We start from the raw sequence: 15,951 nt of genomic DNA, 5'->3' as shown, positions 1-15,951 counted from the left end.
TCGCAAGTTATATGGAATGCCGACAAATCCGTCAACGTGGCCAACTCGGGAACGGGGCGCGATGGTGACCCGGTTGGAGCCCGAAGGGCTGCTGGCCATGAAGGATCACGCCGCCCGAAGCTACCCAGACGAGTGCTGTGGGCTGGTACTGGCCTCGCCCGAGGGGGCTCTTGAGGTGGTGCCGATTCGCAACGTGCAGGACGAAATGCACCGTGTTGACCCCGTGGCTTACCCCCGAACGGCCCGGACGGCCTACGTGGGGGACGCTGGCGAGCTGCGCCAGGCGCTGGAAAAAGCCGATGGGCCCGGTTGGCGGCTGGTGGCCTTTTACCACTCTCACCCGGACCACGAGGCTTATTTTTCCGAGGAAGATGTGGCCCAGGCCACCCCCTTCGGCGAACCCTCCTACCCAGAGGCCCTGCAGGTCGTGATCCCCGTGCAGGAGGGCAAGCCCGGGGCCGAGGCTGTATTTGCCTGGTCGGAGGCCGAGGGCAGCTACCTGCAGCTAGACTGAAGGAAGCCGCCGCCAAAGGGCCCTGGAAGTCGGTTCTGTAGCCTTGCCTTGGACCGGCTTCCGGTATTAGTTGACGGCATCTAGTCCGGGCCTGCTCGGACTGTTCGTTCAGAGGGGAGTAAGCATGACGAAGCGATCTTTTTCGAGAGTACTTTTTCCGAGAGTAATAGTGGCCCTGTTGACCGCTGGGAGCTTGTTCGCCCTGGCGCCGAGCGCCGAGGCCGCCAACATGGAAGCCGAGCTCGGCGTCGGCCTTTTTACCAGCCTGGAGGACGGGTCAGACCTGGACGCGGGCTGGCTGGGACGTGCCGGCCTGGTGGCAGGCCTCAGCGACAGGTTGGCTCTTGAGCTGACAGCCACGCGCATCGAGGCGAAGGACAGCGCGACTTCGGACTACCGTACCGCCGAACTCTATACCGCCGGCTTGAGGTTTTACTCCAACAGCGAGACCGACGCGCGCACCCGCGTGTTCCTGTCGGCTGGTGCCGGCCGGGGCTCGGGCCTGGGCGACGGCACTACCGAGGTAGGCTATCTCGGCGGTGGCGTGAGGTTGCGCCTGGGCGACAGCAGCGGCCTTACCCTGAAGGTCCCGCTGCTGGTGGATCTCGGCGGTGACGATACACAGGCCACCTTCATACCCAGCCTGAACGCTTTCCTGGTATTCTGATCCGGGCTTCCGAATGCCCGCGGGTGAGCCCGCAGGGTATTGGCCGCGCCGGGCTGTTGGCAGTCTGAACAGATGCTCGTAACGGCCAACGGCAGGCAGATCTCCTGCGAAATCGAAGGACCCGCCGATGCTCCGGCAGTGGTCTTTGTCCACGGCCTGGCTGCCTCGGGCTCGGTGTGGGCCGAGCAGGCCGGGCTTCTCAGCCAGCGCTTTCGTACCGTTCGTTTCGACATGAGGTCGCACGGCGATTCTTCGCCCGACCCTGCACCCTGTACCCGTTCTGACCTCGTGGCCGACCTGGCGGGCCTTCTCGACGCGCTCGACCTCGCGTCTGTGTCGCTGGTGGGCCACTCGGCCGGCGGCGTGGTGGCCATGCAGTCAGCCGTTGAGATTTCCGAGCGTGTGGACAGCCTGGTGCTGGTGGGCACGGCCAGCGAGTGCAACGAGCGCACGGCCGCCTGGTACCGCTCTACGGCAGAAAAGGCGGTCACCGAGGGTGGCGAGTCGGCGATGAAGGCCATGGGCATGAAGAAGGGCTCTGGCCCCGTGCCCGACGGTACCGGCCTGGGGCAGATGGCGCGTGCGATGGCGAGCATCAACGACCGGCCGTTGACCGAGGCCCTGCGTGCGGTCGAGATACCGACGCTGATAATCGTAGGCGACAAGGATTTCCTGGGTGCCGGCGGGTCGGTGATACTCAGCCGCACGATAGCCGGGAGTGAACTGGAGATCGTTGAAGGCCGTGGCCACGGCATCTACATCGAGGACCCCCAGTGGTTTGCCACGCGCGTTGGCGATTTTATCGCAGCGGCAGTTCTCTAAACGACGCGCTCGCCGCGCAGGGTCTGCGGGCCCGTCGCTTCTATCTTCACGTTCACCAGCTCACCGACCGCGGCCCCGTGCGGGTCGAATACCACCGTCTTGTACTGGGGGTTCTTTCCCGCCAGCCAACCGGCCTGCTTCTTCGCGGGTGACTCGGCCAGCACCTGCGTCAGCTGCCCCAGCATTCGCTCGTTTATGGACCGCGCGCGCTCCTGCTGCTCGTCGATCAGCCGGCTCAGCCGCGCGGACTTTTCTTCTTCGCTCACGGTCTCTTCGATGTCCTCGGCCCGCGTGCGCTCGCGTCGGGAGTACTTGAACATGTAGGCGTGGTCAAAACCGACTTCGTCCATCACCGCCGAGGTGGCTTCGAAGTCGCTCTCGCTCTCGCCCGGGAATCCCACGATGATGTCGGTCGACAGGGCGACGTCGTCCACTGACGCGCGCACCTGTTCAACCAGGCGCATGTATTGCTCCATGTCGTGGCCCCTGTCCATGGCCTTGAGCACGCTGTCGGACCCGCTCTGCAGGGGCAGGTGCAGTTGCGGCATCACCTTGTCGCAGTCGGCCATGGCCTCGATGTCGCGCGCGCTCATGTCGGCTGGGTGAGGCGAGGTAAAGCGCACCCGCTCGATACCGTCTACCGACGAGGCCATCCTCAGCAGCGCGGCAAAGTCGACCCCGTCGTGGTCGTAGGCGTTCACTGTCTGCCCGAGCAGTACGACTTCCTTGTAGCCCTGCTCGGCGATGCTGCGCAGCTCGTTGAGCAGCACCGGGGCGGGCAGGCTGCGTTCGCGACCGCGCACGTATGGCACCACGCAGAAGGTACAGAAGCGGTTGCAGCCGCGCATGATGGTCAGCCACGCCCGCGTGCCCTCGCCACGCACGGGGCTTATGTCAGCGTAGGTCTCGTCACGGTCAAGCCGGAGTTGGGCAAAGCTACCCTCGGCGTTGAGAAGTTCGCCCAGTCCGCGGTAGCCGTCCGGGCCCACCACGAAGTCGAGGCCGGGGATGGCGGCGAGCAGTTTTTCGCGGTGGTGCTGCGCCATGCAGCCCGCCAATCCTATGCGCACGCGAGAGTTGCGGCTGGCCGATATGAGCGCGCGCACGCGCTGGGCCACGCGCTGCTCGGCGTGCTCGCGTATGGCGCAGGTGTTGAGCAGCACGACACCTGCGTCCAGCGGGTCGGCCACCGGCCGGTAGCCGGCCTTCTCAAGCACACCCTGTATCAGCTCGCTGTCGGCCAGGTTCATCTGGCATCCATAGGTTTCCAGGTAGAACCCACGTCGCCGCGAGGCCTCGGCTACGGTCGAGAGACCGGCGTCCTGCTTGTCGGCTGTCGACTGCATTTGCTTCTTATAGCGGGCACCCGGGTCCGCGGGAAACGAGGCGGCGTATAGCGAGGCGTCATGTCTCGCGCCGTTGCTGCGCGATCGCCCCCGGGGTTACGCTTGGTCTTGTGCTGCAACCGTGGACAATGAGGGGCTTGAGCGTTCACGAGCACAGAAAGGACGGGCAGCGCGTGGTAGCCTGCGTGGTCGTCACGGTTTCAGACACGCGCACGGCCGAAAACGATTCGTCGGGCGACGAACTGCAGGCGCGACTCGAGCAGGCGGGCCACCGGGTGGCCTCCCGCGAGCTCGTGGCCGACGAACCCGATCTCGTGTGTTCCCTGCTCAAGGGGCTGATGGCGGCGGGCGACGCGGATGCAGTGATCCTCACCGGTGGCACCGGCCTGGCCCCGCGGGACGGCACCTTTGAGGTGGTGGACTCGCTACTCGACAAGAGGCTCGACGGTTTCGGCGAGCTTTTTCGCTCGCTCAGCTACGAGGAGATAGGCGCCGCGGCGATGCTTTCGCGCGCCGTGGCTGGCGTGGCGGGCGACGTGCTGTTGTTCTCTCTGCCCGGCTCTACGGCAGCCTGCCGGCTGGCGGCTGAGAAACTGCTCGTGCCCGAGCTGGGGCACCTGGTCGCGCTGGTAAGACCGGCGGCAGAATAACGATGAGCGCCATAAATATCCGGGTGCTGTACTTCGGAATCGTGCGCGAGCGCCTCGGCCTGCACGACGAGCAGCTCCAGCTGGCCGCCGACAGCACGGTGGCAGAGCTGTTGGCTGAACTGTCGCACAAGCGCGGGCTCAACGAGGCCGGCGTCGCCAGCTTGAGGGTTGCGGTCAACCGCGAGTACGTGGACGACGGGCACAAGTTGGCTGACGGTGACGAGGCCGCCATTATTCCGCCGGTGAGCGGTGGCTGTGGCCGCGAGGAGCCTGGCCACAAGGAACCCGGCGACAGGGAAACAGGATGATAGAAATAACCGACACGATCATCGACGTGGCGGCCGTCGAGGCCGCCGTCGGGGGACCGGGCGCGGGCGCCGTGGTGACATTCATGGGCACCACCAGGGACAGCAACCGGGGGCGCCGTGTTATCAGTCTGGAGTACGAAGTCTACGCCGAAATGGCGGTCGAGCAGCTAACGGGCATCGCCGATGACATACGCTCTCGCTGGCCGGGATCCGCGGTGGCCATGGTGCACCGCAACGGCAAAGTCGAGATAGGTGAGGCCAGCGTCGTAATAGCGGTCTCAACTCCGCACCGGGTCGAGGCCTTCGAGGCCTGTCGCTACGCCATCGACCAGCTCAAGCACGTGGCGCCGATATGGAAGAAAGAAACCTTTGAGGGCGGCGAGGTGTGGATAGGTTCGCTGGCCGATTGCGATCACGGCGACGACGACCACGCTGACGACCGCGACTGAGCTTCAGCTTTCTTCCGCGGGTACGAGCGGCCTGTTGTCGGCTGCTACACCGGCAGCGTCGCTGGTCGCGAGAAAGTAATCGAAGAGTACGCCCTGCATGACCAGCATCACCATTTGCCAGACCACCACGAAGGGCAACTGCATCTCGGGCGGTACCACGAGCGCGCCGGCCGGGCCCAGGTTGATCAGGAATACGTAGGGCGTCAGTCGCCAGCGACAGGCAGCGGTGAGTTGGCTGCTGGCAAACAGCGGCCACAGCCACGGCACCATGCGCTTGAGCGCCGGGCGCACACCGCTGAGCAAAGCGCCGAGGTCTTCGCGCCGCTGCAGTACGACCACGAAGGGCAGCAGGCAGAAGCGCACGAACAGAGACAGGTACACAATTATGCCCACTGCCGCCGACACGGCGGGCATCAGCTGGCTGCCGCGGGTGGCCAGCATGGCACCGGCCACGGCCACCGTGGCAGCGGCGGCGCAGAGCAGGGCCGCCAGCATACCGAAGAGCAGCAGGCCCAGCCCGCGTTCGGCGAACAGCGCCAGCACCTCGCGCCAGCCCACGGTAACGCCCAGGTGGGCGGCGTGAAACAGCACTACCGGCAAGAACATCATCAGCAGGGCGATCGGAACGGTGAGCAGGGCCGACAGGCCCCCGGCGCTGCCGTCGACCGGGCCGGCGGCGGCGAGCACGGCCAGCAGGGCGGCCAGCCCCAGCCACAACGCGAGATCGCGACGCACCAGTCTCCAGGCCCTGCGCATCTCGGCAGGAAAAATTACGAACAGCCAGTTGATGATCACCGCGTGTGCCTCTCCCCACGGTTAGCCTGTGCGTGCCCGGCGGGCAAGTCGCGACGGGCCTGCACACTGACCCGACACCTGTGTTCAACGCTCAAAGGTCGTGGTAGCCTTGGGGGGTCGTGGTTCTGCCCTCTAAGATGACCAGCCCGGGCATCGCCTGCCTGCTCGTGGCGGCGTTTGTGCAGGGCTGCGCTCCCGGCGCTGCGCGGCTGAACGGCCGCGGCCTGTCGGACATGCCCCAGACCTATGCCGACATGGAAATGAGCGCTGCCGACCAGGCACGCGGGCATTTCCTGGTCTCGCTGGTGGCAGCCGATGAAGGCGACAACCAGCGCGCCACCCGCGAGATGCAGCTCGCGGTTTCGCTGGACCCCGACGAACCCTTGCTTCGCGAGCGCCTGCTGCACCTCTACATACGCTCCGGCCAACTCGACATGGCCCTTGCCCAGGCGCGCTTGCTGGCCGACATCGACCCCGATGATTTTAAGAACCAGGTCCTGGTGGCCGACCTGCTGGTGTCATTGGCCCGCTACGAAGCGGCCATAGAGCAGCACGTGCTGCTGCTGGTCGAACATCCCGACAACGTGGAACTGCTCGTGCAGCTGGGCGCGCTCTACAACCGTACCGGCGACTACGAAGAGGCCGTTGCCGTGCTTGAGAAGGCGACCTTTTATGATCCCGACTCGGCCATCGCCATTTCCTATCTCGGTCGTTCCTACGCTTTGTCGGGCGACTTCGAGCGCGCGAGTGTATCGTACCGCAGGGCCACCGAGCTGGGCCCGGTGTCCGACCAGGTCTACCTCGAGATGGGCTACGTCTACACGCGCCTGGAACTGACCGAGCAAGCCATCGAATCTTACCAGCGTGCGCTCGACTTCAACCCTGACCTGCTGGCCGCGCGCAGGGAGCTCGGCAAGTTGTACGTAAGCCAGGGACAACTGGACGAAGCCCTGCGGCAGTACGAGGACCTGATGCCGCGCGAGGTCGACCCCGTCGACACGCAGGTGAAGATAGGCTTGATAAGCCTGCGGCGGGGTGACTACGACAGGGCGCGTACAGAGTTCGAGTTGGCGCTGGCCGCCCGGCCCGACGATGGCAGGGTGCGCTACTACCTGGCCAACACCTACCTGCAGGAGGGTGACACCAGGGAGGCAGAGCGCCAGTTGCGGCGCATACCCACCGACTCGGCGCACTTTGCGCAGGGCAGCATGGACCTCGCCCATGTGCTGGTGGCAGCCGAACGGATTGCCGACGCCATAGAGGTGCTCGACGCGGTGGTGAAAGTGGACAGCGACAATGTCGACGCGTTACGCTTCCTGGTCACGCTCTACTCGGGCTCGCGTGACTTCCAGCGCGCCCTCAAGGCGGGCCGGATGCTGGTGGACGCCTTCCCCGGAAACGATTCCTACCTCTACCTGCTGGCACTGGTTAACGATGAAATGGGGCGAGATGAGGAGGCGAACCAATTGCTCAGGCAGGTACTCGAGCTCAACCCTGAAAATGGGATGGCGCTCAACCACCTCGGATACACTTTTGCCGACCGCGGTGAGAACCTCGACGAGGCCGAGGACCTGATACGCCGCGCGTTGGTGGTCTACCCCAACGATGGCGCTATCCTCGACAGCCTGGGTTGGGTCTACTACCAGAAAGGAGACTACGAGTCGGCCGTGGTGGAGCTTGAGCGCGCGATGGAGCTTATAGGCCACGACGCGGTGGTGCGTGAGCACCTCGCCGACGCTTACGTCAAGGTGGGGCGGATGGCCGAAGCCCGGCGGGCTTACCGCGACAGCGAGGCCCGCGGCAAGGATCACGACCTGATTGAGCGGGTGAAGGGCAAGCTCAGCGACCTGGAGAAACAGCTGTCCGCTACCCCGCCGGAGCTGTAGTGGAGAGGCAGCCGCCGGCGATCCCGTGCGTGGTGATGTTTGCTGCCGTCGCTTTGACGGTCGGCGCGTGCTCCACGCTGGGCAATAGCGCCGTGGAACTCGCCCGCTGCACAAGCCAGGCCGACCTGCAGGCGGCGTTCGTTGATCGCGAGCAGTCCGTGGCCACCTTCAGGGGGCAGGCCCGCTTCGAGTACAACGGGCCGCAGGGTAACCGCAAGCTGTCGTGGATGGTGAGCGTGGACGGTGCTGAGCGGTTGCGCATTGACGTGATGACGGCCTTCGGCCCGGCCTGGTCGGTCACGGTGGAGGGCGGCCGCGTCGCCGCCTGGGATCGTGGTGAAGGAGTGCTTTACCTGGGAACGGCGGGCCGCGAGAGCCTCGCGAGCATGACCGATCTCGACCTGCCGCTTAACGACATGATCTACCTGCTGCGCGGCCTTCCACCGGCCACTGCCGGGGATGTCCTTGCCAGGGCCTGGTCGTCGGACGACGGCTGCACGGTCTCGTCGGCTTCCGACGGCACAGACCGCTGGTCGGCCACGCTGCGCGCGCGGGCGAGTGATGTCGTGGAGGCCCGGCGCTACGGCTCAAGCGGGCAGGTTTCGTGGCGCGCGCAGTTCAAGGATTGGAAGAAAACCGACGGCGCGCGCTTGCCGCACGAGTTGCAGTTGGAGCTTTCCGACGGTGGTAGGATACGGCTGGTATATTCGAGAATCTGGCGAAACCTGGACATGGGTGGCGAGTTGTTTCGGCTTGAGCCCGGCCCGGGGGTAAAAGTAGTGGAGGTCTGATGTTGCGTCTGCAAATAAACAAGACGAGGCCAGTGTCGGGCCACAGGGTCCAGGGTCTGATACTGGCGGTGGCTTTGCTGGCCCTGGCGGGCTGCAAGTCCGGTCCCGGCAGCAACGACGCTGGCCCGGCGGCTGACATCGATCTTTCGCCCGCCACGGGTGGCGCCATACTCGAGGGCAGCATCGGCGACGCCTCCAATCTTATTCCCATGCTCGCCGGCGACAGCTCGTCGCACTCGGTGGCATCTCTGGTGTTCGACCCCTTGCTCACTTACGACCGCAACCAGGACCAGCTCGAGCCCAGGCTCGCGAGCAGCTGGGAGGTGAGCGAAGACGGGTTGGAGATTCTCTTTCACCTGCGCGAGGACGTGCGCTGGCAAGACGGCGAGCCGTTTACGGCCCGCGACATAGAGTATGGTTTCAAGACCATCACCGACCCCACGACCCTGACGGCCTACGCGGAGGACTACCGGCAGGTTTCGGTCTTTGAGGTCATCGACGACTTTACGTTCAAGGTCACTTACGACAAACCCTTCGCCCCGGCGCTGGCCAGTTGGAACAACCTCGTGGTCTTGCCGCGCCACCTGCTCGAGGGGCGCGACATAAACTCGGCCACCGACTTTGCCCGCCACCCGGTTGGGCTGGGCCGGTACACGCTGGAGAGCTGGACCGCCGGCACCGATATTTCGCTGCAGGCCAACCCCGACTACTACCGTGGTCGCGCTTACGTGGAGCGCGTGGTCTACCGCATCATACCCGACCAGCAAACCCAGTTTCTTGAGCTAAAGACGGGCGGCCTCGACATGATGGGGCTCACCCCGTTGCAGTACAGCCGCCAGACCTCAAGCGACGCCTTCAAGAATAACTTTGCCCGCTACAAGTACCTCGCCAACAGCTACACCTATCTTGGCTACAACCTTCGCAACGATCTGTTCAAGGACCAACGCGTGCGGCGGGCTTTGAGCCACGCGATAAACAAGCAGGAAATCGTTGACGCGGTACTGCTCGGGCTGGGCGCACCGGCGCGGGTGCCGTACAAGCCCGGCACTTTCTGGCACAATGACAGCATCGAGGACCTCGCTTTCGACCCCGCCCGATCGCGGCAACTTCTGGCCGAGGCCGGTTGGAGCGACAGCGATGATAACGGTGTGCTCGACCGCGAGGGCAAGGAGTTCGAGTTCAAGATTCTCACCAACCAGGGCAACGACCTGCGCTTGAAGACCGCCACTATCATACAGCGGCGCTTCAAGGAGATAGGCGTCAAGGCCGAGGTCCGGGTCATAGAGTGGTCGGCGTTCATCAACGACTTTGTCGACAAGCGCGCGTTCGACGCGGTGGTACTGGGTTGGTCGCTGGGCCTGGATCCCGACCAGTACGATATCTGGCACTCGTCGAAGACCTCCGAGAAGGAGTTTAATTTCGTGTCGTTTGCCGACCAGGAAGTCGACGACCTGCTCGACAGCGCGCGCCGCAGCTTCGATAGGCATGAGCGCAAGAAGGCCTACGACAGGTTCCAGGAAATACTCGTCGAGCAGCAGCCCTACACGTTTCTCTACGTTGCCGAGAGCCTGCCCGCCGTCCACCGTCGCTTTTACGGCATAGAGCCGGCGCCGGCCGGCATCGCCTATAACTTCGAACGCTGGTACGTACCCACGGCCCTGCAAAAACACTCGCTGAGTCCGGGGGGCTGAGTCGGCGTGATCGCCTACCTCTCCCGTCGACTGCTCGGCCTCGTACCGCTGCTGCTCGGCATCACGCTCATTTCTTTCATGGTTATCCACGTGGCGCCTGGTTCGCCGATGGATCTTCTCACCGACATGAATCCCGACGCGAGTCCCGAGCTGCGTGACCGCTTGGCCGAGCACTGGGGGCTCGACGAACCGCTGCCCGTGCAGTACGCGATGTGGCTCAAGCGCGTGGTGGTGGGCGACTTCGGCAATTCGCTGTCGCGCGATCCGCGGCCGGTCATCGACAAGGTGGCAGAGGCCCTGCCCGTGACCCTGGTGCTCAACCTGATGTCGCTGTGCCTGGTCATGGCCGCGGCAATTCCTATAGGCGTTTACTCGGCCACCCATCCTTATTCGCGCAGCGACCGCGCGGCCACGGTGTTCGTGTTCCTGGGTTTTGCCATGCCCACTTTCTGGCTGGCGCTGTTGTGCATGATGCTGTTTGGCGTGGAGCTGGCGTGGCTGCCGGTGTCGGGCCTGCAATCGTTGGACTACAACTTGCTGGGGCCGTGGGGCAAGGTGCTTGACCGAGCGCGCCACCTGGTGTTGCCGGTGTCGATCGCGGCTATCACCAGCCTTGCGGGCATGTCGCGCTACATGCGTTCGAGCATGCTCGAGGTTTTTCGCCAGGACTATGTGACCACGGCGCGGGCCAAGGGACTTTCCGAACGCGTGGTGGTTTACCGGCACGCGCTGCGCAACGCTATGCTGCCGGTCATCACCCTGCTGGGCCTGTCGGTGCCGGGCCTCATCGGCGGCTCGGTGATTTTTGAAACCATTTTTGCCATCCCCGGAATGGGCAGGCTTTTTTACAGCAGCGTAATGGGTCGTGACTACACGGTGGTTATGGGCGTGCTGGTCATCGGTGCGGTGCTCACGCTGCTGGGCAACCTGCTGGCCGATGTTTCCTACGCGATTGCTGACCCGAGGTTGAGGCGAAGATGAGCATCTTGTCGCGCATAGCGAGTAACCGGCTCACACTGGCCGGGGGCGTGATGGTGGCCTTGCTGTTTGCGGTGGCGGTGCTGGCGCCGGTGATTTCGCCCTACGACCCCGGTGCCGTCAATACCCAGGCGATACTCGAAGCGCCGTCGTTCGCGCACCTGCTGGGCACCGACGGCATAGGCCGCGACGTGCTCAGTCGCATGATTTACGGCGCGAGGGTTTCGCTGATGGTGGGCTTCGTGGCCGTCGGCATCGCCAGCCTGATCGGCGTGCTGCTCGGTTCTACGGCCGGTTACTTCGGCGGCATGATCGACGCCGTCATCATGCGCTTCGTGGACGTGATGCTCTGCTTCCCGTCCTTTTTTCTCATACTAGCGGTGATCGCTTTTCTCGACGCCAGCATCTGGAACATCATGGTCGTCATCGGGCTTACCTCGTGGATGGGGGTGTGCCGGCTGGTGAGGGCCGAGTTCATGGCCCTGCGCAGCCGCGAGTTCATGCTGGCGGCCGAGGCCCTGGGCCTGCCGTCGTTGCGCATCATGCTCAGACACGGGTTGCCCAACGCAATGGCGCCGGTGTTCGTGGCCTTCATCCTGGGCGTGGCCGGCGCCATCCTCACCGAAAGCGCGCTCAGCTTCCTGGGCATAGGCGTGCAGCCGCCCGACCCAAGCTGGGGCAACATCCTCACCGAGGGCAAGAACACCATAGAGGTGGCCTGGTGGCTGTCGGTCTGTCCTGGCGTGGCCATCCTGCTGACGGTGCTCGCGTACAACCTGCTGGGCGAGGGCCTACGCGATGTCCTCGACCCGAGGCTCAAGGAGGGCTGAGGCAGGTGGCGGTATTACTCGAGTTACGCGACCTGGTGACGGTATTCGACACCGCCGACGGCGTGGCGCGGGCCGTCGACGGCGTGAGCTTCAGCATTGATCGTGGCGAGACCCTGGGAGTTGTAGGGGAGTCGGGCTGCGGTAAGAGCGTCACCGCCCTGTCCATCCTGCGCCTGGTACCGGAGCCGCCCGGCCGCATAGAGAGTGGCAGCGTTCTGTTTCAAGGCGCCGACCTGCTGCACATGAGCGAACCCCGGCTGCGCGCCATACGTGGTAACGAAATTGCCATGATCTTCCAGGAGCCCATGACCTCGCTCAACCCGGTTTTTAACGTAGGCTTCCAGGTGGCCGAGGCCCTGCGATTGCACCGGGGGTTGGGCAAGCGCGAGGCCGAGCGCGAAGCCGTACGCATGCTCGAGCTGGTCGAGATTCCCGAAGCCGAGTCGCGCGCGAGGGACTACCCGCACCAGCTCAGCGGCGGCATGCGGCAGCGGGTGATGATCGCCATGGCGCTTTCCTGTAACCCGAGCCTGCTCATTGCCGATGAGCCCACGACCGCACTCGACGTGACTATACAGGCGCAGATACTCGAGCTGCTGAGCGAGCTTCAGCAAAGGTTGGGAATGGCACTGCTGCTGATAACCCACGATCTCGGCGTTGTGGCCGAGAGGGCCGACAGGGTCCTGGTCATGTACGCCGGTCGCGTGGTTGAGCAGGGTCCGGCCGATTCGGTGCTGGGCAGTCCGCGGCACCCTTACACGCGTGGGTTGATTGCTTCGCAGCCGCGGCTGGGGGCCACCGGTGAACGGCTGCAGCCCATAGCCGGCATGGTGCCGAGGCTCACCGAGCTGCCATCGGGCTGCCACTTTCGAACCCGCTGCTTGCTGGCCACCGAGCGCTGCGAGCGCGAGGAGCCCCGCCTGGAGGGCGGCGCGCACGAGGTCTCGTGTTTTGAAACGTCGGTCCCGGCGAGTAACGGAGGCGGGCATGGCTGAAGTCAAACCGTTGCTCAAGGCCCGAGGTCTGGTGAGGGTGTTCAAGACCGGCGGCGGTGTGTTCGGCGCTGGCCGTGCCGAACTGCGTGCCGTGGACGGCGTCGACCTCGACGTGTGGCGCGGCGAGACCCTGGGTATTGTTGGCGAGTCGGGCTGCGGTAAGACCACCCTCGGACGGTTGTTGTTGAGGTTACTTGAGCCAACGGCCGGTACCGTGGAGTTTGATGGCCAGCAACTCACCGGCTTGTCGCGCGGGCAACTGCGGCCTTTCAGGCGTCGCATGCAGGTCGTCTTCCAGGACCCCTACGCTTCGCTCAACCCGCGCATGAAGGTGGGCCGTATCATAGCCGAGGGTATGGAGTTCCACGGGCTGGCCTCGGGTGCCGAGCTGCGCACGCAGGTGCTGGAGCTGATGGAGAGGGTGGGGCTGGGCGCCGACGCCTGGGATCGCTATCCCCACGAGTTCAGTGGTGGGCAGCGGCAGCGCATCTGCATCGCGCGAGCGCTGGCCGTGAAGCCCGAGCTGGTGGTGGCCGACGAACCGGTGTCGGCGCTGGATGTTTCGATACAGGCGCAGATACTCAACCTGCTGGCCGAGCTGCAGCAGGAGTTTGGCTTGACCTTCGTGTTTATCTCGCACGACCTGAGGGTCGTGGAGCATTTCAGCCACCGCGTGGCCGTGATGTATCTCGGGCGCGTGGTCGAAACGGCACCGGCTCGCGATATCTACGAGCGTCCGCTGCATCCTTACACGGCTGCGTTGTTGTCCGCGGTGCCCCGCGTAGACGCCAAAGCGCGTACGCAGCGGGTGGTGCTCAAGGGTGACGTGCCCAGTCCGGTCAGCCCGCCAGGCGGCTGTCCGTTTCATCCGCGTTGCCCGGTTGCCGAAGCGCGTTGCTCGACGGAAGTGCCACGGCTGCTACCACGCGGCGATGACCGCAGCGTGGCCTGCTTGCTGGCATAGCGCCAGCTCCTGGAAAATGGCGTTAGCGCTGGTCGCGTGAACGTATGCGCGCAGCCTTGCCGGTGCGGTCACGCAGGTAGTACAGGCGACTGCGGCGGACGACGCCGCGTGCCTTGATCTCCACCTTGTCGATGCGAGGGGAGTGAAGTGGAAAGGTTCTTTCGACGCCGACGCCGTAGGAGGTCTTACGCACGGTGAACGACGCGCCGCTGCCGCCGCGGGACCGCCGTATGCAGACGCCTTCGAACACCTGGATCCGCTCTTTATCGCCCTCGACGATGCGCGCGTGCACGCGCAGGGTGTCGCCCGGGCGAAACGCCGGTAGCTCTCGCAGTTGCTCTGCTTCTATCTGGTCTATGATGTTCATTGGCGCAATCCTCGGTCTTTCTAACCCGCCTTTCTACCCTGTGCCGCGTAGCCGGTCAAGAATTACCGCCGCTGCGGCCCGCACCGACAGGTGATTATAGTCGCCGGGGCCGTCGACAGGCGGCAGCCTGAGCTCGCAGCGCTCGACCAGCTCATCGGTCATCCCCCAGCCCGTACCCAGCAGGAGCAGCCAGGGACGGCTGTCGTCGGCCAGCTGCCGGGCGGCTTGTTTCCACGCCGTTTGGCGGGGCATGGGGCGGGCACTGGTGGCCACCAGGGTAGGCAGCTCACCGGTTTCGCGCTCGATCTCTATGAGCACGCCCTCAAGGTCGCGCTGCAGGCGCACCAGCTCCATGGCCTGCCGGCGATTGTCGTTGTAGCTGCTGCCAGGACCATCCAGCCAGTGGCGCGAAATTTTTCTCACCAGCCCGCGCAGGGCATCCACGGGTGTGACGACGAAAAACGCGTGGGCGTGGTATGTCCGGCAACTGCGCGCGATGTCGTGCACGTCGATGTTGGTAACCGAAGTGGTCACCACGTTGTGATTGCGGTCGTACACCGGGTGGTGCAGCAGGGCCACGTAGAGATCGGACACAGTCAGTCGTCCCCGGGCTCTTCGCCACGGCCACCGTCGCCACTGCGGTCTCCACCCAGGAGATCGGGACGGCGTGCCCGTGTTCGTCGTCCGGACTGCTCCTGTCGCCAGCGTTCTATCTCGGCGTGGTTGCCTGACAGCAGAACGTTGGGGACAGCTTCTCCCCTGAAAACAGCGGGGCGCGTGTACTGCGGGTATTCGAGGCGGCCGTCACTGAAGGATTCGTGGCGCGTGGATTCGTCGCTGCCCAGCGCGCCGGGTACCAGGCGCGTGACGGCGTCGATGATCACCAGGGCCGCCAGCTCGCCACCACTCAGAACGTAGTCGCCGATGGACAACTCCTCGTCGAACAGCGGGCGGATTCTCTCGTCCACTCCCTCGTAGCGCCCACAGAACAAGAGCACGCGTTTCTCGTCGGCCAGCCTGGCTGCGGCTTCCTGGCCGAAGCGCCGACCCTGCGGGGTGAGCAGCACGCTCACCCCCGGCGGCGCGGTGCTGCTCACCTGTTCAACGGCCGCAAACACGGGTTCAGGTTTCATCAGCATGCCTGGCCCACCGCCGTAGGGAGAGTCGTCGACCGGGTGTATGCTGCCGCCGGTAAAGTCTCGCAGCTGGTGCGCGGTGAGCCCAACCAGTCCGCGTTCGACGGCCTTGCCGGTAACGCCGCACAACGAGGCCGCCGAAAACATTTCCGGAAACAGGCTGATGACGTGAAACTCGGGCCCGGGGCGACTCATGCGCTGTCTCCTCCCCCGCGGCTGAAGTCGAGGCCTTCCCGGTTTACCACCACCCGGCCGGCCTCGCTGTCGACGCTCGTGACTACTGTTTTTACGACGGGGATCAGGGCCGTGACTTCGGGACCCTCGACTTTCCATACGTCGTTGGCCCCGGTCTGTATCACCTCGGTAACCAGGCCCAGCACCGAGCCGGCGCTGTCTTCTACCGTCGCTCCCAGAATGTCGTTTTCGTAGTAAGCATCGTCTTCCGCGTCGGGCAGGCAGCCCTCGGGTATCCAGGCATCGCTGCGCGCGAGCGGCTCGGCGGCGCTGCGGTCTTCTATTCCGACCAGCTTGAGCAGGGCGTCATCGTGTCTGCGCTTGAGCTGATCGATGGCAGCCGACAGCAGCTCGTTTCCATCGCGTCTCAGTATCACCCGGGTGCCGGGCAGCAGGGCGTCCATGATGTAGTCGTCGGCCTTGAGCAGCAGCGCGCCTTTTAATCCGTGCGCGCGCAGAATCCGTCCGGCGAGAAACTCGCCGGGAAATGGCTGTTTGGTTGAAATCTGACCCGGAGCCTGCGCCGCA

Annotated in this window: 19 protein-coding genes; 13 read left to right on the top strand and 6 right to left on the bottom strand. The window is 64.7% G+C overall.

Annotation, left to right across the window (positions count from 1 at the left end):
- The first annotated feature begins 16 nt into the window (after positions 1 to 16).
- The 3 genes from EYQ35_10635 to EYQ35_10625 all read left to right on the top strand — a co-directional run bounded on the left by EYQ35_10635 (position 17) and on the right by EYQ35_10625 (position 2,003).
- Entirely contained in the window at positions 17 to 514 is a 498-nt protein-coding gene (locus EYQ35_10635; protein ID HIF64591.1) for a M67 family peptidase, read from the top strand.
- Positions 515 to 638: 124 nt separating this feature from the next.
- Complete coding sequence (locus tag EYQ35_10630) at positions 639 to 1,181, top strand: hypothetical protein (GenBank protein ID HIF64590.1); 543 nt, start codon at positions 639 to 641, stop codon at positions 1,179 to 1,181.
- Positions 1,182 to 1,253: 72 nt separating this feature from the next.
- Positions 1,254 to 2,003: an alpha/beta hydrolase gene (locus EYQ35_10625; GenBank protein ID HIF64589.1), complete on the top strand. Its 750-nt coding sequence runs from the start codon at positions 1,254 to 1,256 to the stop codon at positions 2,001 to 2,003.
- Here EYQ35_10625 and miaB read toward each other — a convergent pair.
- Positions 2,000 to 3,349: a tRNA (N6-isopentenyl adenosine(37)-C2)-methylthiotransferase MiaB gene (gene miaB, locus EYQ35_10620; protein HIF64588.1), complete on the bottom strand. Its 1,350-nt coding sequence runs from the start codon at positions 3,347 to 3,349 to the stop codon at positions 2,000 to 2,002. The genes EYQ35_10625 and miaB overlap by 4 nt on opposite strands.
- Positions 3,350 to 3,477: 128 nt before the next feature.
- Here miaB and EYQ35_10615 point away from each other — a divergent pair, with 128 nt between their 5' ends.
- Genes EYQ35_10615 through EYQ35_10605 form a run of 3 tightly spaced genes read left to right on the top strand, consistent with a single transcriptional unit; the run spans position 3,478 to position 4,756 of the window.
- Positions 3,478 to 3,999: a MogA/MoaB family molybdenum cofactor biosynthesis protein gene (locus tag EYQ35_10615; protein HIF64587.1), complete on the top strand. Its 522-nt coding sequence runs from the start codon at positions 3,478 to 3,480 to the stop codon at positions 3,997 to 3,999.
- Between the two features lie 11 nt (positions 4,000 to 4,010).
- Positions 4,011 to 4,307 (top strand): molybdopterin converting factor subunit 1, encoded by a 297-nt coding sequence (moaD, locus tag EYQ35_10610; protein HIF64586.1) that lies wholly within the window; start codon positions 4,011 to 4,013, stop codon positions 4,305 to 4,307.
- A complete protein-coding gene (locus tag EYQ35_10605; GenBank protein ID HIF64585.1) occupies positions 4,304 to 4,756 on the top strand; it encodes a molybdenum cofactor biosynthesis protein MoaE in 453 nt (150 codons plus the stop codon). The genes moaD and EYQ35_10605 overlap by 4 nt, the downstream gene beginning before the upstream one ends.
- 3 nt (positions 4,757 to 4,759) lie before the next feature.
- Here the strand turns inward: EYQ35_10605 and EYQ35_10600 are convergent, their stop codons facing one another.
- Positions 4,760 to 5,551, bottom strand: coding sequence for a hypothetical protein (locus tag EYQ35_10600; protein HIF64584.1), 792 nt, complete (start codon positions 5,549 to 5,551; stop codon positions 4,760 to 4,762).
- A 137-nt stretch (positions 5,552 to 5,688) separates the two neighbouring features.
- On the opposite strand from EYQ35_10600, the gene EYQ35_10595 reads away from it, so the two are divergent.
- Genes EYQ35_10595 through EYQ35_10565 form a run of 7 tightly spaced genes read left to right on the top strand, consistent with a single transcriptional unit; the run spans position 5,689 to position 13,686 of the window.
- The gene (locus tag EYQ35_10595) at positions 5,689 to 7,437 is read left to right on the top strand and encodes a tetratricopeptide repeat protein (protein ID HIF64583.1); all 1,749 of its coding nucleotides are present in this window, start codon (positions 5,689 to 5,691) and stop codon (positions 7,435 to 7,437) included.
- Positions 7,437 to 8,228, top strand: a complete 792-nt coding sequence (locus EYQ35_10590; GenBank protein ID HIF64582.1) for a DUF4292 domain-containing protein — start codon at positions 7,437 to 7,439, stop codon at positions 8,226 to 8,228. Before EYQ35_10595 ends, EYQ35_10590 begins: the two co-directional genes overlap by 1 nt.
- The gene (locus EYQ35_10585) at positions 8,228 to 9,919 is read left to right on the top strand and encodes a peptide-binding protein (GenBank protein HIF64581.1); all 1,692 of its coding nucleotides are present in this window, start codon (positions 8,228 to 8,230) and stop codon (positions 9,917 to 9,919) included. The genes EYQ35_10590 and EYQ35_10585 overlap by 1 nt, the downstream gene beginning before the upstream one ends.
- A gap of 6 nt (positions 9,920 to 9,925) precedes the next feature.
- A complete protein-coding gene (locus EYQ35_10580) occupies positions 9,926 to 10,900 on the top strand; it encodes an ABC transporter permease (GenBank protein HIF64580.1) in 975 nt (324 codons plus the stop codon).
- Positions 10,897 to 11,727: an ABC transporter permease gene (locus EYQ35_10575; GenBank protein HIF64579.1), complete on the top strand. Its 831-nt coding sequence runs from the start codon at positions 10,897 to 10,899 to the stop codon at positions 11,725 to 11,727. The genes EYQ35_10580 and EYQ35_10575 overlap by 4 nt, the downstream gene beginning before the upstream one ends.
- On the top strand, positions 11,724 to 12,722 hold the full coding sequence (locus EYQ35_10570; protein HIF64578.1) for an ABC transporter ATP-binding protein: 999 nt from the start codon (positions 11,724 to 11,726) through the stop codon (positions 12,720 to 12,722). Before EYQ35_10575 ends, EYQ35_10570 begins: the two co-directional genes overlap by 4 nt.
- The gene (locus tag EYQ35_10565; GenBank protein HIF64577.1) at positions 12,715 to 13,686 is read left to right on the top strand and encodes an ATP-binding cassette domain-containing protein; all 972 of its coding nucleotides are present in this window, start codon (positions 12,715 to 12,717) and stop codon (positions 13,684 to 13,686) included. Before EYQ35_10570 ends, EYQ35_10565 begins: the two co-directional genes overlap by 8 nt.
- A gap of 22 nt (positions 13,687 to 13,708) precedes the next feature.
- Here EYQ35_10565 and EYQ35_10560 read toward each other — a convergent pair whose 3' ends face one another.
- The 4 genes from EYQ35_10560 to rimM are packed head-to-tail and all read right to left on the bottom strand — an operon-like array spanning position 13,709 to position 15,929.
- Entirely contained in the window at positions 13,709 to 14,053 is a 345-nt protein-coding gene (locus EYQ35_10560) for a 50S ribosomal protein L19 (GenBank protein HIF64576.1), read from the bottom strand.
- Between the two features lie 33 nt (positions 14,054 to 14,086).
- On the bottom strand, positions 14,087 to 14,758 hold the full coding sequence (locus tag EYQ35_10555) for an RNA methyltransferase (protein HIF64575.1): 672 nt from the start codon (positions 14,756 to 14,758) through the stop codon (positions 14,087 to 14,089).
- Entirely contained in the window at positions 14,650 to 15,384 is a 735-nt protein-coding gene (gene trmD / locus EYQ35_10550) for a tRNA (guanosine(37)-N1)-methyltransferase TrmD (protein HIF64574.1), read from the bottom strand. The genes EYQ35_10555 and trmD overlap by 109 nt, the downstream gene beginning before the upstream one ends.
- Complete coding sequence (gene rimM, locus EYQ35_10545; protein HIF64573.1) at positions 15,381 to 15,929, bottom strand: 16S rRNA processing protein RimM; 549 nt, start codon at positions 15,927 to 15,929, stop codon at positions 15,381 to 15,383. Before rimM ends, trmD begins: the two co-directional genes overlap by 4 nt.
- Positions 15,930 to 15,951 lie beyond the last annotated feature (22 nt).

It is taken from the genome of Candidatus Binatota bacterium, from assembly GCA_012960245.1.
In the GTDB taxonomy this organism is placed as follows: Bacteria; Desulfobacterota; Binatia; order UBA1149; family UBA1149; genus UBA1149.
Note: the sequence above shows the minus strand (reverse complement) of the source record. Positions and strands in the feature narration are given on the sequence as shown.

Bases quoted from the DNA above. Each gene is read 5' to 3' on its own strand.
- EYQ35_10635 (HIF64591.1), top strand. From the start codon at position 17: ATGCCGACAAATCCGTCAACGTGGCCAACTCGGGAACGGGGCGCGATG.
- EYQ35_10630 (HIF64590.1), top strand. From the start codon at position 639: ATGACGAAGCGATCTTTTTCGAGAGTACTTTTTCCGAGAGTAATAGTG.
- EYQ35_10625 (HIF64589.1), top strand. From the start codon at position 1,254: ATGCTCGTAACGGCCAACGGCAGGCAGATCTCCTGCGAAATCGAAGGA.
- miaB (HIF64588.1), bottom strand. From the start codon at position 3,349: ATGCAGTCGACAGCCGACAAGCAGGACGCCGGTCTCTCGACCGTAGCC.
- EYQ35_10615 (HIF64587.1), top strand. From the start codon at position 3,478: ATGAGGGGCTTGAGCGTTCACGAGCACAGAAAGGACGGGCAGCGCGTG.
- EYQ35_10605 (HIF64585.1), top strand. From the start codon at position 4,304: ATGATAGAAATAACCGACACGATCATCGACGTGGCGGCCGTCGAGGCC.
- EYQ35_10595 (HIF64583.1), top strand. From the start codon at position 5,689: ATGACCAGCCCGGGCATCGCCTGCCTGCTCGTGGCGGCGTTTGTGCAG.
- EYQ35_10585 (HIF64581.1), top strand. From the start codon at position 8,228: ATGTTGCGTCTGCAAATAAACAAGACGAGGCCAGTGTCGGGCCACAGG.
- EYQ35_10575 (HIF64579.1), top strand. From the start codon at position 10,897: ATGAGCATCTTGTCGCGCATAGCGAGTAACCGGCTCACACTGGCCGGG.
- EYQ35_10565 (HIF64577.1), top strand. From the start codon at position 12,715: ATGGCTGAAGTCAAACCGTTGCTCAAGGCCCGAGGTCTGGTGAGGGTG.
- EYQ35_10560 (HIF64576.1), bottom strand. From the start codon at position 14,053: ATGAACATCATAGACCAGATAGAAGCAGAGCAACTGCGAGAGCTACCG.
- trmD (HIF64574.1), bottom strand. From the start codon at position 15,384: ATGAGTCGCCCCGGGCCCGAGTTTCACGTCATCAGCCTGTTTCCGGAA.